We start from the raw sequence: 17,863 nt of genomic DNA on the forward strand, positions 1-17,863 counted from the left end.
CTGGTCGACCGGTTATGGGCCCGCGTCATTGCTAACGTCTGCCCGTCCGAGTGATGTGGGACACCGACCGTTGCAGGGGAGCGCAAATGCACGTAGAAGCACTGTTCGGAGACGGATCATTGCGTCCGATCTGGCCGCACGCAGATGCACTGATCACCAGCGAATGCCCGGGGCTTCGCTTTGCCGGGAAGTATGCGGACGTCGTCGCGCTGAGCAACGGTGATCCGACGGCGCTGCGTCCGTTCATCGACGAGGACACACGCCGCCGCGTGGCAGACATGGCAGCACCGCGCACCGACACTGCGCTCGTGTTAGGGGCCAACGGATTTCTCGGTGCTCACCTGATCGGCCGTCTCACTCGTGATTCCGCCGTCGAGGTCGTCTACGCGATGGTTCGTTCCACCGAGGAGGAAACGGCTCTCGAGCGTCTGCAGCGCACCTTCGATCAGTACGAGATCGCGGTGGATGCCGACAAGATCCGCATCGTCGAGGGCACGCCGACGAAGTTCCGGTTCGGTCTCGACAAGGCCGCCTACTACGACCTGGCTGCCGGAGTGGGGCAGATCTTCAACTGCGCCAGTTCCACCGACTACACCGAGAGCTACGCCGAGCTGCGCGACGACTGGTTCGTCAGCGTGCTGCGCATCCTCGAATTCAGCATCACCTCAACGCACAAGCACCTGACGTACGTGGGCAGTATCGGTGCCCACCTCTATCAGAAGCCCGAAGACTTCCGTCGTCCCGATTCGTGGTGGTACTCCGGGTACGCGCAGATGAAGTGGGTCAACGCGACGCTGCTCGGATGGCTGTCGATGTCGGACACCTACTCGGTCACCCTGTGCGAGGCTCCCTACATCCTGGGCAGCACCGACCTCGGCCGCGATCCGGGACGGGTCTACAGCTTCTGGCGCATCATCGAACTGGCTATAGCTGCCGGTGCCATCTGGGACGGTCCGGGAATGAACTACGTCCCGGTCGACGTGATGTGCGACGTCATGGCGAGCAACGCGTTGCGCAGCCATCCTCTGACGAGGCTCCTGCCGAGCAATCCCACCGGCTACGGTCACGATCTCTACGCCGACCTCCTCGGGCTCGATCTGGTGAGCTGGGAGGAATTCAAGGAGCGCGTCAGTGCGCGCATCTCTCCTCGATTCGCCGAGACGATGCTGGCCGACAACATCGATCAGCTCATGCGTCTGGTGCACAAGCCCGAGGCGATACTGCCCGTCGACCACGACATCTCCTGGTGCGATCACCGCCGACTCTTCGAGCTCTACTTCGACAAGGCACAGCTCAAGACGCTCACCCCCGCCGCCGTCAACTGACGTGGCGGACGGATTCGAGCCCACCTCGGTGCGCCTACGGGACGTACCCATCGGCCGCGAGGTGACCAACGGCGTTCTCTCGCTGGGCTTCTACGTGGTGTGCGGGCTGATCGGGCTGCTGCCCGGCTCGCTGCGGAATCGGGCAGCCGATGCCTTCGTGACCTGGTCGGAGAGCGTCGACGAACAGCGGCACAGCTGATGTCGTGGGTTCGGTGGGCAGTCGGCCTCGGTGCGGTGCTGGCAGCTCCGTTCGCGTTGTTCGTGTACTGGCGGACTCGGTTCTTCTTCCGCGATCCGCACCGAGTACCGCCTGCCGATCCGCGGGCGGTGCTCGCCCCGGCCGACGGGTTCGTCACGTACGTCAAACGCGTGGAGGCGGGCAGTACCGCGTTCGCCGTCAAGAAGGGGCGGACGATCGTCCTCGACGAGATCGCAGGAGTCAGCTCGACCGACAGTGGTTACCTGATCGGCATCTACATGTCCGAATACTCGGTGCACCGCAATCGAATTCCGGTGTCGGGCACCGTCGGTATGCGTCGCCACCGGTCCGCCGCACCGTTCAACAAGTCGATGGCCAGGGTCGGCGCGAACCTGTTGACCCGACGCACTCCCTACGACGAGGGCTGCGACTATCTGCTCACCAACGAGCGGCTCACCATCTCGATCGAGCACGAGTCCGGTGCCGTTGTCACGGTGACGCAGATTGCCGATCTCTGGGTCGACCGCATCGTCGCGCACGTCGCCGTCGGTGACACCGTCGAACGCGGCGAACAGTACGGAATGATCCGCTTCGGTTCTCAGTGCGACGTGTTCGTGCCGGACGCACTCGTCGACGAGATCACCGTCCGGCCAGGCAATTACGTGTTCGCCGGGGAGACGACGGTGGCCCGTTCGCCGATCCTCGTCGACGGCAGTCAACAGAGCGAAGAGGAACGATGATCACGATCGAAGAGGTCGACGGCAAAGCCGGCTGGCGCGAATTCGAGGCCGTCTCGGACCTGGTCTACCAGGGCGATCCGTACCGCCTTCCCGACGAATCGATGGACCTGCGTCGAGTCCTCATCGCACCGCCGTCCTCGGTCGCCGCCACCCGCATCACGAAAGCATTCCTGGCGCGCGAGAACGGAATTGCCGTCGGTCGGGTCGTGGCCATCCACGCTCTGTCGTTCACCGAGTACACGGGGGAGTCGATCGGCTTCTTCGGCTTCTACGAGGCCGTCGACGATCACGACGTCGCGAAGGCGCTGCTCGACGCTGCGGCGCAGTGGCTTTCGGCGCGTGGGCTCGCGACTGTATCCGGGCCGTTCGGGCCGTCGATGTTCTACAGCGCAGGCATCGTCGTCGACGAGATCCCGGCACTGCCGCTGGTGGGGATGCCGCACAATCCGCTCTACTACGCGGCCCACTTCGAGAAGTGGGGTCTGATGGCGGTCAAGGACTTCTACAGCTACCTCTTCGACGACCCGTGCATCATCTACAACGACCCCAAATACGCGCGGCACATGCAGATCTTCGAGAAGATCAAGGCGCGATCCGAGGTGACGTTTCGGTCGATGAAGTACCGGACGCTGCGTCGCGACGCGCGCATCGTGCGGGACCTCTACAACAAGACGTTCGTGAACTTCTGGGGCTTCTCGCCGCTGTCCTACACGGAACTGTTCGAGTTGCTGAAGATGATGCTTCCGGTCATCGACCGCCGGCTCACCCTGCTGGCCGAACTCGACGGCAAGCCCGTCGGCTTCCTGATGGGAATCCCGGACGTCAATCAGGCCGCCGCCAAGGCGTCGCACCTGAAGTCTCGCTGGGCGCGAGACCTGTTGACGCTGTGGCACGTCAAGCGTCCGGGTCGTACGGAGGTCATCGACGGCGTGCGGGTGGACATGCTGTTCGTCGATCCCGATTGCCCCGATCGAGCCGTGTCCTCCTTGCTGATCATGGAGATGTCGGTGCGCATGCGCGATCTCGGGTTCACTCGTGTCGAAGCGGCTCCCGTGCTCGACGACAGTCCGTGGATGAAGGGCTCGGTCCTGTCCCGGACGAAACTCCCGCCGCACCGCACGTACCGCATCTTCAGCCGGGAGTTGACGTAGATGACCGACACGATCTCGCGAATCGACCCGCAGGTGGCCAGGGGAAACATCGGCGACCGGTGGGGTCGACTCGTCGCGCGTCGTCGCTGGGTGGTGCTGGCGATCTGGACGCTGCTGGCGGTGGGATCGGCGGTTCTGTACCCGGCGCTGCAGAATTCGCTGGTCGGGGCAAACTTCTCGGTGCCGGGCACCGAGTCGAGCCGGGCCGACGACCTGATCGAGCGTCACTTCCAGTCGTTCGGCTCCGAACAACTCGTCGTCACGTTCACCTCCGAATCGGTGAACACATCGGACCCGGCGTTCGCTGAGCGAGTGGGGGAGGTCGTCGGTCAGCTGCGGCAGTCCCCGGACGTGCTGCGGGTCGTCGACCCCTACGAGACCGCAGGCTTCGTCCCCACGATCTCCGAGGACGGGACATCGGCGTTGGCGTTCGTCGGTATCGGCGGAGAGGCCAGCGATCGGATCGCGGTTGCCGAACGCGTGCAGGAGATGATCGGCGCGGCGTCGGGCGACGGCGTCGAGGTGGCGGTGACGGGGTATTCCCCGATGACGGTCGATCTCACCCGCGTCGAATCCGAGGACGCCGTGCGGGCCGAAAGCATCGGTCTTCCCATCGCCTTCGTGGTCCTGGTTCTGGCGCTGGGGTCCGTGGTCGCGGGCATCGTGCCGTTGGTTTCCACCGGAATCGGCGTGCTGGCGGCGTTCGGAATGTTCGCGCTGTTGTCCAACGTGATGACGTTCGACGTTCTCGTCACCACCGTGGCTGCGATGTTCGGTCTGGGTCTGGGAATCGACTACGCACTCTTCATCGTCAGTCGATTCCGGGAGGAGATCGGGCGAGCCGGACCCCCGGAAGATCCCGACCGGACGGAGCGCGCGGTGGGGGCGGCTATGGGCACTGCCGGGCACACCATCGTCATCTCCGGTCTGGTCGTGTTGATCGCACTCGGAGCTCTCGCCATCGTCGACGTTCCCGCGGTACGCAGCATCTCGTTGGTCGTCGCACTCACCATCGCCACCGTCGTCGTGGTCGCGTGGACCCTGCTGCCGGCGATTCTCGCGGTACTGGGAACGCGCATCGGTGCCTGGTCACTGCCGCGCAGATTCCAACCTCCTTCCGTCGACGAGCACGACGCCGCCGTACCCACGTGGTGGTCGCGCTGGGCGCAGCACGTCATCGAGCGCCCGTGGCGTTACACGGCCGCGTCGGCCGCGGTCCTCATCGTCTGCTTGATTCCCATCGGTTCCATCTCGTACGGCGTCGATCTCGGTGCCGAGGCACTGAGCGCGGAACCGTCCGGACGGGCCAACACGGTCCTGACCGAGAAGTTCGCGCCCGGGACCATTTCTCCCATCACCATCGTGTTCACGGGTGAAGACGACAGTCCGCTGGGACCGCAGCAGATGGCCACCGTCAACGCGTTCGCCGACTCCGTGCGCGGCGACGATCGCGTCGCCTATGCCTTGGCTCAGCCGGAGGGCGGGCGGTCGTTGCTGATCGTGGTTCCTTCGGTGCCGATCGACTCGACGGAGGCCGCCGATCTCGTCGGATCCCTTCGTGCCCAGGCACTTGTCGCCGGTGACACGGACGGCACGAACGTCTCCGTGGGTGGCACCACCGCACTGGTGGTCGACGCCTCCGACGAGATCTCGGGCAAGTTCGCCTGGGTCGTTGCCGCGGTCCTGGCCTTCTCGCTCTTCTACTTGGCCGTCGTCTTCCGCAGCGTGGTGATTCCGCTCAAGGCTGTCGCCATGAACCTGCTGGTCACCGGGGCAGCGTTGGGTGCGACCGTCGCCGTCTTCCAATGGGGTTGGGGGTCGAGCATTCTCGGCTTCGAGAGCCCGGGCTACATCCAGGTGTATCTACCGGTGACGGTGTTCGCCGTGGTCTTCGGCCTGTCGATGGACTACGAGGTGTTCCTCATCGGCCGCATTCGTGAGGTGTTCCTGCGGGGAGCGAGCAACGACGTGGCCGTCGTCGACGGCATCGAGCACACCGCCAGGCCGATCACGGCCGCCGCCGCGATCATGGTCGCCGTGTTCGCCAGCTTCCTCACCGCCGACGTGCTCGAGCTCAAACAGTTCGGCTTCGCTCTCGCGATCGCCGTGCTGTTCGACGCGGTGCTGGTGCGCATGATGATGGTGCCGGCGATGATGAAGCTCTTCGGCGAGCGCAACTGGTGGCCCGGCTCGGACCGAAGGAAAGCCGTCACCGGCTCCGGGCGCTACGAGGCCGTCGGCAGCTGAGCGCGGGCCAGGACGGCACCGCCGGACGTGCGGATCTCGATGTCGGTCACGTCCTGGCGCAGCACCGCGGCGTTCATCCGGCACTCGATGGTGATATCACTACCGAGGAACGTGCCGGACGGGCGTTCGACACCCGACCGGTCGACGAGAACCACCTCGTACGGTCCACGATCGGAGATGCCATCCATCTCCAGGACGGTCTCGGTGCCCCACGTGTGGGCAACCAGACCTCCTTCTACGTCGACGCTCGGCGCACTCGTCGTGAACGCGACCTCCTCGTACGCGCCGAGGGTTCCGGGGGGACCGGTGATCGCGGTGGGTGGATTCGTGGGCTGGCGGTAGGCGTCGACTCCGAGCACGACCCCACTGCCGACCACCACCCCCACAATCGCGGCCGCAGCGGCCAGTCCTGCTGATCGGCGCTGCATTCCGAAACGCTGCATTCCCAAGCGCTGTGTTCCGAACTGCCGTGTTCCGAACTGCTGTCGCTGGGAGTGGCCCGTCGCGACGAGGATTCGCTCGCGTAGGTCGGGCGACGTCGGAGGTTCGAGCCAGGGCTCGGTCGGACCGCGGCTCCCGAGAGTCTCGGTCAGCGCGCGCAATTCGGCGATCTCGGTGTCGATCGTGGCATCCGCCGCAGCTAGCTCGCGCAGTTCGGAGGTTTCGGCGTCGTCGAGATCGTCACCGACGGCAGCGGCGATCAACTCGGCTCGGCGATCGGGTGATGCGCTCATGTTTCCTCCTTTCCGTCGAGGTGGTCTCGTAGGGCTCGCAGTGCGTAGAAGGTTCGGGTGCGCAGTGTGCGTACGGCAACCCCGGTCGATTCCGACAGCTCCGCGTAGGTGCTGCCGCCCAAGTGCACTGCGACGACGACCTGCCGATGCTCGGGGGAGAGCAGGGCAAGCGCGGCGATGATGCGGAGCCGCTCGTCGACATCGGGGCTGGTGTCGCGCGTGACCCCGCCCGACCCCCGATCGATGTCCTCGATCCGGTCCGAGGCCGGCATCGGCATCCTCGTCAGCGACCGCTGAACATCGACGATCACGTTGCGTTCGATGGCGAACAGCCACGTTCGCAGCGACCCGCGCCTCGGTTCGAATCGGGACCGCGCTCGCCATGCCCGAAAGAAGGTCTCCTGAACGCAATCCTCGGCCAGAGTTCTGTCGCGGAGAGCGTTGACGGCGAACCCGAGCATGGCCGACGCGTGCTCGTCGTACGCGGCAGCGACGTCGAAGTCCAGTTCGATCACGCTCCCGATACTCATGACAGTGGATACGTCGGTTGACCCTCGGACGTTCATGTCGAGGGCGAAAAATCTTTCTTTACCGAGCTTTGAACATTCTGGCATCGGCGCCCGTACACCTTGCACGGGCTCGCTTGCCCGATACTCCCACGGAAGGCACACGAGATGACCAGACGCTCGATCCCACGCCCGGCAATGTCGATCCGATCCACCGCCACAGTGCTCGTCGGTGGTACCGCGGCCCTGATGCTGTTCGCCGCTGCCCCGGCCGGTGCCGATACGCCTGTCGCCGAACCGGATTCCTTCACCAGCGCATTCACGGCCATGGCCACTCCCGACCAGGTGCTCAACGGTGAGGGCGTCGCCACTCCGGGGCAGCCCGGCGCGATGGGTACCTTCACGCTGCGCATCAACTCCGACCTCGACATCGTCTGCTACGACATTGCGCTCGAGGGCGTGACCGGCGACTACATGAGCCCGGCCAAGACCGCCACGCACCTTCACCAGGCGGCGGCGGGCGCAGCAGGACCTCCGCGTCTGGCATTCCCGAACCCCACCCCCATCGGCGACGGCCCGCGTACCAGCAGCGGCTGCATGCAGGGACCGTTCACCACCGGCCTCACTCCGGCCGGCGCCACCGCCGACAGCGGTACCGGATTCACCCTCGATCAGATCGAAGCCGATCCCGCGGCCTTCGCCGCCGACACCCACACCGTCGACTTCGCGGCGGGAGCGGTGCGCGGCCAGCTCACCCAGATTCCGGTCGGGTCCGTTGCGACCGGTGGCGGTGGGTCGGCGATCGCAGCGTCCGATTCGGCGTCGAGCTCGGTGCTGCCCGTCGTCGGCGCGGTGGCTCTGGGTGCGATGGTCGTCGCGGGCGTGACGTTCGCGGCTCGACGCGAGGTGCGGAGCTGAGATATTCGGTTCTGATCGCGGCTGCGGCCGCGGCGGTGGTGGTGGGCTGTTCCTCGCCACCGCCATCGCCACCGCCATCGCCACCGCCATCGCCACCGGTACCGGCCGCCCCCGTGTCCTCGCCGCCGTCGTCGGGCGCTGCCCCGACTGCGCCTGCCGTGGACTCGGTGGGACCGGCCCCGACTCGGGTGAGCGCGGTGGACATCGGTCTCGACGAGCCGTTGATCGGCCTGGGTCTCACCGAATCGGGGGAGATGCAGGTGCCCACCGACTACGACGACGTCGGGTGGTTCACCGGAGGTGGCCGACCCGGCGCGATCGGAAGTCCGACGGTGATAGCCGGGCACGTCGACTCGACGACCGGTCCCGCGGTGTTCGATCGTCTGTCGGAACTCGGAACCGGCGATGTCGTCTCGGTCGAGGACGAGGCGGGTGGTCGAGCCGAGTACCGCATCGACGAGATCGGTGACTACGGGAAAGCCGAGTTTCCGACGGCGCTCGTATTCGGGGCGGTGCCTGCCGACGAGATCCGGCTCATCACCTGTTCGGGTGACTTCGATGCAGCCGTGGGCAGCTACGAGCGCAACCTGGTTCTCTACGGGGTGCGCATATGACGGTGCGATAGCTGAACGTTTTGGAGTTGACACCGAACGTGTTGTAGCCTGGTCTACGGTTCGGATCACGAGTGCTCGCACTGGTGCCCTGACCGCCCAATCAAGTTCTACCCAAGACCGTTGGTCACCGCCTTCTCGAAGGATTCACTTCCGGGAGTTGCGCGGTTGAAGGTCCGAGATCGCGTCGGACGGCCCACGCAGGAGAACGAGGTAGGGAACCTGTATGCAGTCCTCGTGGCTGCCCGCTCGTTCACGCCCCGTGTGCTTCTTGCGCCGGGGCGTTCGTCGTTTTCCGGCCCTCTCGCGATCGACACAACTTCCCACGAGAGGAGGCGAAGTATGGCAAAGCCCGAAAAGGTCTCAGCAGTATCGGAGATCACCGAACAGTTCAAGGGTTCGACGGCTGCCGTCGTCACGGAATACCGTGGCCTGTCGGTGTCCGGTCTGACTCAGCTCCGGCGTGCGCTCGGCGAAGGTGCCACGTACTCCGTCGCCAAGAACACCCTGGTCAAGCGCGCAGCAGCCGAGGCCGGCATCACCGGCCTCGACGACTTGTTCGTCGGACCGACCGCCATTGCATTCATCAAGGGCGAGCCGGTCGACGCTGCGAAGGCCATCAAGGCCTTCGCGAAGGACAACAAGGCCTTGATCGTCAAGGGCGGCTACATGGACGGCGCAACGCTGTCCGTGGACGAGATCAACAAGATCGCAGACCTCGAGTCGCGCGAAATCCTGTTGGCCAAGCTCGCCGGCGCCATGAAGGGCAACTTGTCGAAGGCTGCAGGCCTGTTCAACGCTCCCGCATCGCAGTTCGCGCGTTTGGCGTTCGCGTTGCAGGAGAAGAAGGCTGCCGGCGCACCCGCCGCAGCCGAGGCGCCTGCAGAAGCAGAAGCACCGGCGGAAGCTCCCGCCGAAAGCTGATCCGCTGGTATCGGCGAACAGCTCAGCTCCACACCATCACCGAACACCAGTCGCGGATCAGCGACCAGGTACTTACAGGAAGGACCCGCCACCATGGCGAAGCTCAGCACCGAAGAATTGCTCGACCAGTTCAAGGAGCTCACCCTCCTCGAGCTCAGCGAGTTCGTGAAGGCATTCGAGGAGACCTTCGAGGTCACCGCAGCCGCTCCCGTCGCAGTTGCAGCAGCAGGCGCAGCCGGTGCTCCGGCTGAGGCTGCCGAGGAGCAGGACGAGTTCGACGTCGTCCTCGAGTCGGCCGGCGACAAGAAGATCCAGGTCATCAAGGTCGTCCGTGAGGTCGTCTCCGGCCTCGGCCTGAAGGAAGCCAAGGACCTCGTCGAGAGCGCTCCGAAGGCAATCCTGGAGAAGGTCGCCAAGGATGCAGCCGAGGCTGCCAAGGAGAAGCTGGAAGCTGCCGGCGCAAAGATCTCCGTCAAGTAAGACCGCTTCGTTGCAGTCGTACTTCACGCTCTGAAATCGAGAGCGAGTCGAGGGACCGTTCCCACTTCGGTGGGGACGGTCCCTTTTCTGTGTTTCCGGTGGCCCCGGTTGACTCGTCGTTGTGATCGATCACGGACTCCGCCGGATCGCGTGACACTCGCTCCGCGCCACTGTTTACTCGACCTCGCCGAAGTCCGAAGCGTTCCGAAGGGTTTCGGCCGTCATTGTTTGTGGCGTGTCACAGATTTGTAGCGCAGGGACTTGTCACAGTTCTGGCGAGTCGGCGACCGTGCCGCGTGAGATGAGCCACACTGATGCAAGCTCTACAGCCTGACTCGGGGAAGTTCTTACTGGGCGGTAAGCTCCTGTGTCGGAGCGGACACGTGCATGGGTTACAGTGACGCAACCCACATCTGGGTCGATGTGTACGAATTGTGGAGGTCAGCGTGGGAGTCGAGGTTTCGGTCGAGGGATTGACCAAGTCTTTCGGTGTACAGAAGATCTGGCAGGACGTGACGTTGACCCTGCCGAAGGGTGAAGTCAGTGCCCTCCTCGGTCCGTCCGGAACCGGTAAGTCGGTCTTCCTGAAGTCGCTGATCGGCCTCCTCCGGCCCGAGCAGGGCAAGATCTTCATCGACGGAACCGACATCCTGCAGTGCTCCTCACGTGAGCTCTACGAGATCCGCAAGCTCTTCGGTGTGCTGTTCCAGGACGGCGCACTGTTCGGCTCGATGAACCTCTACGACAATGTCGCGTTCCCGCTCCGCGAGCACACGAAGAAGTCCGAGTCCGACATCCGCAAGATCGTCATGGAGAAGCTGGAACTGACGGGTCTGCTCGGTGCCGAGGACAAGCTGCCCGGCGAGATCTCCGGCGGTATGCGCAAGCGCGCCGGACTCGCCCGCGCTCTGGTTCTCGATCCCGAGATCATCCTGGTCGACGAGCCGGACTCCGGCCTCGATCCCGTTCGTACCACCTACATTTCGCAGACCCTGATCGACATCAACGCCGAGATCGACGCCACGATCCTGATCGTGTCGCACAACATCAACCTCGCTCGGACGGTGCCCGACAACATCGGCATGCTCTTCCGTCGCCAGCTGGTCATGTTCGGCCCGCGTGAGGTGTTGTTGACGAGCGACGAGCCGGTGGTCAAGCAGTTCCTCAACGGAACGATGATCGGTCCGATCGGCATGTCGGAGGAGAAGGACGAGGCGCAGATGGCGCAGGAGCAGGCCATGGTCGACGCCGGGCACCACGCCGGTGGCGTCGACGACGTCGAAGGCATCGTCCCGCAGATGAAGGCCACCCCGGGTACTCCGGTGCGCCAAGCCGTCGGACGCAGGCAGGAACGCGTCCGCCAGATCATGCACACGCTGCCGCACAGTGCTCAGGTCGCGATCCAGGAAAGCCTCGACACCACCGACCCCGGTCAGCGGTACCCCGCGTACGCGGATCAGCAGCAGGGCTACGACCAGCAGGGCTACGACCAGCAGGGCTACGACCAGCAGGGCTACGACCAGCAGGGCTATGGCCAGCAGGGTTACGACCAGCAGGGCTACGGCCAGCAGGGCTACGACCAGCAGGGTTACAGCGGCCAAGGTCATGACCAGCCGGGCTACCAAGCTCCGACACAGGGTCGGGGTCAATAGCAGACATGGGGGGATCGAAGAAGTCCGCGTTCGCTCCGGCGAACGCCGCTCTGGCTCAAGCCGGCAATATCGTCGAACTGTTCGTCGAGGTGGTTCGGAACACCTTCCGTAGGCCGTTCCAGTTCCGTGAATTCATCGAGCAGGCCTGGTTCATCGCCAGCGTCACGATTCTGCCGACGGCGCTCGTCGCGATTCCGTTCGGCGCGGTCGTGTCGCTGCAGACCGGATCGCTCATCAAGCAGCTCGGCGCCGAGTCGTTCACCGGCGCGGCCAGCGTGCTCGCGGTCATTCAGCAGGGCAGTCCGATCGTGACCGCGCTGCTGGTGGCCGGTGCCGCCGGCTCTGCTGTCACCGCCGACCTCGGCTCGCGCACCATTCGCGAGGAGATCGACGCCATGCGGGTGCTGGGCATCGACCCGGTGCATCGCCTCGTCGTTCCGCGAGTGCTCGCGATGATCCTCGTCGCACTGTTGCTCAACGGTCTGGTCTCGGTCGTCGGCATCGCCGGCGGTTACTTCTTCAACGTGATCCTCCAGGGCGGTACCCCCGGTGCGTACCTGGCATCCTTCGGGGCGCTGGCGCAGCTCCCGGATCTCTATGTCGCAGAAGCCAAAGCGGCGATCTTCGGACTCATCGCGGGCATCATCGCCTCCTACAAGGGGCTCAATCCCAATCCTGGACCCAAGGGCGTCGGGGAGGCAGTGAACCAGACGGTTGTCATCACGTTCCTGCTGCTTTTCTTCGCCAACCTCATCCTGACCCTGGTGTATCTCCAGGTCGTCCCAGCGAAGGGAGCGTAACCGCGATGACGATCGCAAGAGGTCGCGGTGACCGCACGCTGATGCGCGTCAAGCGCGTCGGCAATGCCCCGCTCAACGTGCTCGATCGTGCAGGCGAGCAGATGTCGTTCTACCTGCGGGCCATCGGGTGGATTCCCAAGACCGCGGTGCACTACAAGAAGGAGGTGCTCCGCCTGCTGGCGGAGGTCACCTTCGGCAGCGGTGCGCTCGCCGTCATCGGCGGAACCATCGGAGTGATCGTGATGATGTCCGGCTTCACCGGCATCGTCGTCGGCCTGCAGGGCTACGCCGCACTTGAGCAGCTCGGTAGCTCCGTGCTCACCGGCTTCCTGTCCGCGTACGTCAACACCCGTGAAATCGCGCCGATCGTCGCAGGACTGGCATTGTCGGCCACCGTCGGCTGTGGCTTCACGGCCCAGCTCGGTGCCATGCGGATCTCGGAGGAGATCGATGCGCTCGAGGTGATGGCAGTACCCAGCGTGCCGTTCCTGGTGACCACCCGCATGATCGCCGGCTTCGTGGCCGTCATCCCGCTCTACATCGTCGGACTGCTGGCGTCTTACGTCGCGTCCCGAGGGATCAGCACCATCTTCAACGGGCAGTCCACGGGGTCCTACGACCACTACTTCAACCTCTTCCTACCTCCGGAAGACGTGCTGTATTCGTTCCTGAAGGTGCTGATATTCGCCTTCGTTCTGATCATGATCCACTGCTATTACGGCTACCACGCCTCCGGCGGACCTGCCGGCGTCGGTGTGGCCGTAGGCCGTGCCGTTCGTACCGCGATCGTCACGATCGCGGTGCTGGACTTCTTCTTGAGCCTCGCCATCTGGGGCACGACCACCACAGTGAGGGTTGCGGGATGATCGACTCGCCGTCGCGATTGAAGCGAGTACTGCTCGGTTTGGCGTTCTTTCTGGTGCTCATCCTGTTCTTGGGATGGAGCATCACGTCCTACAACAAGACGTTCAAGTCGGTGGTGAACGTCAGCCTCGAAACCGACTCGGTCGGAAACGCTCTGCCGATGAACGCGGATGTCAAGGTGCGCGGAATGATCGTCGGCGAGGTGCGCTCGGCGTCCACCGTCGACGGTGTGGTCACCTCTCGGCTCGCCATCGACCCGGACAAGGCTCCATTGATTCCGTCCAACGCGACGGCGCGGTTGCTTCCCAAGACACTGTTCGGTGAGCGCTACGTCGCGCTGATCGTGCCCGAGAACGACTCTGCGTCGCCGATCACCGAGGGCACGGTCCTTCAGCAGGACACCAGTGGGAACGCCATCGAGGTCGGGCAATTGCTCGACGGCTTGCTTCCACTGCTGCAGGCGATTCCGCCGCAGGATCTGGCGAACACCCTCGGATCGTTGGCGCAGGGCCTCAGCGGGCGCGGCGAGCAGCTCGGGACGACGATCGACAATCTGACCAACATCGTGTCGGGTCTGAACACGGAGTTGCCGAACATCCAGCAGACCCTGGTCGGGCTCGCCGACTTCTCGCAGACCTATGCAGACGCTGCGCCCGAGTTGATCTCGGCGCTGGACAACCTGCGGACGACGGGCAACACCGTGGTCGAGCGGCAGTCCAGCCTCGAAACGCTGTACGGCTCGCTGACCTCGGCGTCCTACACAACCGCGGACTTCCTGCAGACCAACTCCGAGAACCTGATCGGATTGGCCGCGAACTCTCGTGAAGCGCTCGAGCTGCTTGCCGAGTTCTCCCCGACGTTCGGCTGCACGTTCAGCCAGTTCGCCGAAGGTGCCAGGCGCGGCGCGGTCGTTCTCGGCGAGGGCGACGAGTACCCCGGCATCAACGTGTCTGCATCGTTCGTCAACCCGAAGGGCCGTTACTTGCCGAACCAGGACGAGCCGCGCTTGTTCGACGATCGCGGAGCCACGTGCTTCGAGCCTGCAGCACCGGGCGAGTTCTTCCCGCAGTATCCGGGAGGCTCGATCAACGACGGTTCCTACCAGGTGCCGACCCGCAACCCGGGCCCGCAGGTGATCGAAGGACAGGGACCACCGAAGTCGGCTCAGAGCTCCATCGTTCCCGCCGTCTCCGCATCCGCGCAGCCGGCGAGCTACGAGGGCTCGGACTTCGAGCGTGACACTCTCGCCGTGATCTACGGACAGGCGAGTGGTGTTGCACCAGAAAGTATTCCGTCGTGGGCAGCCGCTATCGGCGCACCGGCACTGAGAGGAGTGGAGGTGACCGTGCCATGAGAGGCCTTCTCGCGCCGATCATCAAGTTGGTCGTGTTCGCCGTGATCACGATCATTGCTACGGCCACTCTTGCCTTCACCATCGCCAATTCCAGTGGCGGCGGCGGCACCAAGTTCTCCGCGGTGTTCACCGACGTCACCTCACTCAACGAGGGCGACGAGATTCGGATCGCGGGCGTTCGCGTCGGCCAGGTCGACAAAATCGAGATTGCCAACGAGCGCGAAGCGAAAGTGGACTTCACACTGAGCAGTCGCGAGTGGCTCCCGGCCAGCTCGACGGCGACCATCCGGTTCAGGAACCTGGTGGGCCAGCGCTACATCGCCATCGAGCAGGGCTCGGGGGACCAGGGCCAGAAGATCACCGAAGGTGCCACCATTCCGTTGGAGCGGACCAAGCCTGCGGTGAATCTGACCACGCTGTTCGACGGCTTCCGGCCGCTGTTCACCACGCTCAGCTCCGACGACGTCAACAAGCTGTCCTACCAGATCATTCAGGTGTTCCAGGGGGAGTCGGGCACCATCAACGAACTGGTCACCAACACGGCGACCCTGACGAACACCGTCGCCGACAAGGATCAGGTCATCGGCCAGGTCATCACCAACCTCAACAACGTGCTGGCGACGGTCAACCAGAACGACGGTCAGCTCGACAGCTTGATCGTCAACACGCAGCAGCTCGTCTCGGGCCTGTCGGCCGACCGTGACGTGGTCGGCTCCGCCGTCACCTCGCTGGCCGGTCTGACGAACGCCACCGCAGACCTGCTCGAGCCGACTCGGCCGTCGATCCAGGGATCGGTGACCGCGTTGAACACGCTGTCCGAGACCATCAACCGCCGAAGCGACGACGTGGACAAAGTCCTCGGCATTCTGCCCGTCAAACTCGACAAGCTCATTCGCACGGCCCAGCAGGGATCTTGGTTCACGTTCTACCTGTGCGGTATCGACATAGTCGCCGGACCGGGTTACTCGCCGAACCTGAATCTGCCGACCGGGCTTCCGACCGTCAACCAGCCGCTGTACACGAACTCGGCAGAGCGTTGCAAAGCTGGGGGGATCAAACAATGAAATCTCGTCGTAGTCCGGCCACCATCGGTGCACTGGGCATCGCGATCATCCTGCTGGCCACGATGTCGGTCTTCTTTCTCGACCGGCTCCCGATCATCGGTGCTGGTTCGGTGTACACCGCCGAGTTCAGCGAGGCCGCAGGCCTCAAGCCCTCCAACGAGGTTCGCATCGCCGGCGTCAAGGTGGGCAAGGTGACCGACGTTCGTCTCGAAGGCGACCGGGTGCTCGTGGACTTCACGGTGAAGGACGCCTGGGTCGGCAACGAGTCACGGGCCGCCATCGCGATCAAGACCCTGCTGGGACAGAAGTATCTGGCGCTCGACCCGAGCGGACCGGAGACACTGAGCCCCAAGGACCCGATCCCGCTCGAGCGCACCACGTCTCCGTACGACGTCATCGACGCGTTCTCCGATGCGGCGTCGACCATCAACGACATCGACACCGATCAGCTCGCAACCAGTATGCGGACCTTGTCCGAGGCGTTTTCCGAGACACCTGCGAACATCCGTGCCTCGCTCGACGGCGTCACCCGGTTGTCACAGACCGTGGCCAGCCGCGACGAGGAGCTCAAGAAACTGTTCGAGGCCACCGGTGAGACGTCGAAGGTGCTGGCCGACCGCAACGAGGAGTTCAACAAGCTGATCACCGACGCCGGCCCGCTGCTCGAAGAGCTCAACAATCGACAGCAGGCCATTGCACAGCTGCTCACCGGCACTCAGCGAGTGTCGCAGGAGCTGACCGGTCTGGTTCGCGACAACGAGGCGACCATCAACCCGATGTTGCAGCAGCTCAACGGCGTCATCGACATCCTGCAGCGCAACAACGACAACCTCGACCGTGCGCTGAAGCTGTACGAACCGTTCATTCGGCTGTACACGAACGTGACCGGCAACGGTCGATGGCTCGATATCGTGCTGGCCAACATCACACCTCCCGGAGTTCCGTTGATACCTGGCTACCGCCAGCCCTCGCTCGACACGTTGGCGGGGAACTGATGACTGACACGCAGGCAGCACCGAAAAACAAGAACAAGCTCGCTCTGATCGCCGTCGTCGTGATCGTGGCGCTGGTCCTGGCCGTCGCCGGCTGGTGGTTGTTCACCAGGGCCGGCACGACCAAGATCACCGCGTACTTCGACAAGTCGATCGGCATCTACTCCGGCTCCGAGGTACGGGTGCTGGGCGTCAAGGTCGGTACGGTCGAGTCCGTCACGCCACTCGGTGACGACGTCGAGGTCGTCCTTCGCGTCGACCGCGGGGTGGACATCCCGACCGACGCCAAGGCCGTGCAGGTCAGCCCGTCGCTCGTCGCCGATCGCTACGTCCAGCTCTCGCCCGTCTACACCGGCGGCGACACCATGGCCGACGGCACGACGATCGGTCGCGACCGCACCGCCACACCCGTCGAGGTCGACGAGCTGTACAAGTCCATCAACGACCTGTCGACCGCCCTCGGTCCTGACGGTGCGAACAAGGACGGCGCACTCACCGACCTCGTCAACACCGGTGCGGCGAATCTCGACGGCAATGGTGAAGCATTGGGCGACAGCATCACACAGCTTTCGGCCGCCGGCCGGACGTTGAGCGACTCGCGCACCGACGTCTTCGACACGATCAAGAACCTGCAGACCTTCGTCAGTGCCTTGGCCGTCAACGATCAGCAGGTACGCAACTTCAACACTCAGTTGGCCGATCTGACCGGTTTCCTGTCGGGCCAGCGGGAGGACCTGGGAGCGGCGCTTCAACAGCTGTCTGTCTCGCTCGGCGACGTGGCGACGTTCGTCGCGGACAACCGGACCGAACTGACCGATGCCGCAAACGGTCTCGTGGTTCCGACTCAGACGCTCGCCGACAATCGCGAGCAGCTGGTGCAAACGCTCACGTTGTTGCCGTTGGCCATCAGCAACCTGGTGAACGCCTACGACGCCGAGTCCGGCACGCTCGCCTCGCGCGCCAATCTCCAGGACGAGACCCAGGATCCGCTCGGCACCGTCTGTCGGCTCCTCGATCTCGGCAAGCTGGTTCCCGGTGATCCGCGCTTCGAGGCCCTCGGTGCGCAGATTCAGCCGATCATCGATCAGTGCGCCAACATCACCACCATGATCCAGGCACCGATCGCCGACCAGAACCGGATCGTGCTGCCGTTCGGTGTTCTCACCAACGACATCGAGCAGAACGTGTCCGTGCCGGGCACCGTTCCGGGCGTCGTCTCGCCGAGGCTCGGAAACAGCTCGATGCCCGGACTGGAGCAGTCGTACATCGGAGGTGGGGGACAGTGAGAACCTCTGTGAAACG

Annotated in this window: 18 protein-coding genes; 16 read left to right on the plus strand and 2 right to left on the minus strand. The window is 64.3% G+C overall.

All coding sequences use genetic code 11. The features are described from left to right. Positions 1-86 precede the first annotated feature (86 nt). Genes R4P57_RS09035 through R4P57_RS09055 form a run of 5 tightly spaced genes read left to right on the plus strand, consistent with a single transcriptional unit; the run spans position 87 to position 5,662 of the window. Entirely contained in the window at positions 87-1,325 is a 1,239-nt protein-coding gene (locus R4P57_RS09035) for an SDR family oxidoreductase (protein ID WP_317802504.1), read from the plus strand. Position 1,326: 1 nt separating this feature from the next. Further along, positions 1,327-1,524 (plus strand): serine/threonine protein phosphatase, encoded by a 198-nt coding sequence (locus tag R4P57_RS09040; RefSeq protein WP_283276976.1) that lies wholly within the window; start codon positions 1,327-1,329, stop codon positions 1,522-1,524. Next, positions 1,524-2,264 carry a phosphatidylserine decarboxylase gene (locus R4P57_RS09045; RefSeq protein WP_317802505.1) on the plus strand — a complete coding sequence of 247 codons (741 nt, stop codon included), beginning with the start codon at positions 1,524-1,526 and terminating at the stop codon, positions 2,262-2,264. The genes R4P57_RS09040 and R4P57_RS09045 overlap by 1 nt, the downstream gene beginning before the upstream one ends. Further along, a complete protein-coding gene (locus tag R4P57_RS09050; protein ID WP_317802506.1) occupies positions 2,261-3,415 on the plus strand; it encodes a hypothetical protein in 1,155 nt (384 codons plus the stop codon). The genes R4P57_RS09045 and R4P57_RS09050 overlap by 4 nt, the downstream gene beginning before the upstream one ends. Next, the gene (locus R4P57_RS09055) at positions 3,416-5,662 is read left to right on the plus strand and encodes an MMPL family transporter (RefSeq protein ID WP_317802507.1); all 2,247 of its coding nucleotides are present in this window, start codon (positions 3,416-3,418) and stop codon (positions 5,660-5,662) included. Here R4P57_RS09055 and R4P57_RS09060 read toward each other — a convergent pair. Further along, complete coding sequence (locus R4P57_RS09060; protein ID WP_317802508.1) at positions 5,641-6,396, minus strand: hypothetical protein; 756 nt, start codon at positions 6,394-6,396, stop codon at positions 5,641-5,643. The two genes, R4P57_RS09055 and R4P57_RS09060, sit on opposite strands and share 22 nt — an antisense overlap. Beyond that, the gene (locus R4P57_RS09065; protein ID WP_317802509.1) at positions 6,393-6,926 is read right to left on the minus strand and encodes an RNA polymerase sigma factor; all 534 of its coding nucleotides are present in this window, start codon (positions 6,924-6,926) and stop codon (positions 6,393-6,395) included. Before R4P57_RS09065 ends, R4P57_RS09060 begins: the two co-directional genes overlap by 4 nt. A gap of 144 nt (positions 6,927-7,070) precedes the next feature. Here R4P57_RS09065 and R4P57_RS09070 point away from each other — a divergent pair, with 144 nt between their 5' ends. The 11 genes from R4P57_RS09070 (at position 7,071) to R4P57_RS09120 (ending at position 17,847) form a co-directional block, all read left to right on the plus strand. Beyond that, positions 7,071-7,820 carry a CHRD domain-containing protein gene (locus R4P57_RS09070; protein WP_317802510.1) on the plus strand — a complete coding sequence of 250 codons (750 nt, stop codon included), beginning with the start codon at positions 7,071-7,073 and terminating at the stop codon, positions 7,818-7,820. Positions 7,821-7,933: 113 nt separating this feature from the next. Beyond that, a complete protein-coding gene (locus tag R4P57_RS09075; RefSeq protein WP_317802512.1) occupies positions 7,934-8,434 on the plus strand; it encodes a class F sortase in 501 nt (166 codons plus the stop codon). A 339-nt stretch (positions 8,435-8,773) separates the two neighbouring features. After that, positions 8,774-9,355, plus strand: a complete 582-nt coding sequence (gene rplJ / locus R4P57_RS09080; RefSeq protein ID WP_032380459.1) for a 50S ribosomal protein L10 — start codon at positions 8,774-8,776, stop codon at positions 9,353-9,355. Between the two features lie 93 nt (positions 9,356-9,448). After that, a complete protein-coding gene (gene rplL, locus R4P57_RS09085) occupies positions 9,449-9,835 on the plus strand; it encodes a 50S ribosomal protein L7/L12 (protein WP_032380460.1) in 387 nt (128 codons plus the stop codon). Between the two features lie 446 nt (positions 9,836-10,281). Continuing rightward, on the plus strand, positions 10,282-11,487 hold the full coding sequence (locus R4P57_RS09090) for an ABC transporter ATP-binding protein (protein ID WP_317802513.1): 1,206 nt from the start codon (positions 10,282-10,284) through the stop codon (positions 11,485-11,487). Positions 11,488-11,492: 5 nt separating this feature from the next. Then, a complete protein-coding gene (locus tag R4P57_RS09095) occupies positions 11,493-12,287 on the plus strand; it encodes an MlaE family ABC transporter permease (protein ID WP_283276987.1) in 795 nt (264 codons plus the stop codon). A gap of 5 nt (positions 12,288-12,292) precedes the next feature. Then, a complete protein-coding gene (locus tag R4P57_RS09100; RefSeq protein ID WP_027498223.1) occupies positions 12,293-13,153 on the plus strand; it encodes an MlaE family ABC transporter permease in 861 nt (286 codons plus the stop codon). Continuing rightward, a complete protein-coding gene (locus R4P57_RS09105) occupies positions 13,150-14,505 on the plus strand; it encodes an MCE family protein (protein WP_317802514.1) in 1,356 nt (451 codons plus the stop codon). Before R4P57_RS09100 ends, R4P57_RS09105 begins: the two co-directional genes overlap by 4 nt. After that, the gene (locus R4P57_RS09110) at positions 14,502-15,569 is read left to right on the plus strand and encodes an MlaD family protein (protein WP_317802515.1); all 1,068 of its coding nucleotides are present in this window, start codon (positions 14,502-14,504) and stop codon (positions 15,567-15,569) included. Before R4P57_RS09105 ends, R4P57_RS09110 begins: the two co-directional genes overlap by 4 nt. Beyond that, positions 15,566-16,564 (plus strand): MCE family protein, encoded by a 999-nt coding sequence (locus R4P57_RS09115; protein ID WP_283276993.1) that lies wholly within the window; start codon positions 15,566-15,568, stop codon positions 16,562-16,564. The genes R4P57_RS09110 and R4P57_RS09115 overlap by 4 nt, the downstream gene beginning before the upstream one ends. After that, entirely contained in the window at positions 16,564-17,847 is a 1,284-nt protein-coding gene (locus tag R4P57_RS09120) for an MCE family protein (RefSeq protein WP_317802516.1), read from the plus strand. The genes R4P57_RS09115 and R4P57_RS09120 overlap by 1 nt, the downstream gene beginning before the upstream one ends. Positions 17,848-17,863: the final 16 nt, after the last annotated feature.

Source organism: Rhodococcus sp. IEGM 1330 (genome assembly GCF_033142445.1).
Lineage (GTDB): Bacteria > Actinomycetota > Actinomycetes > Mycobacteriales > Mycobacteriaceae > Rhodococcoides.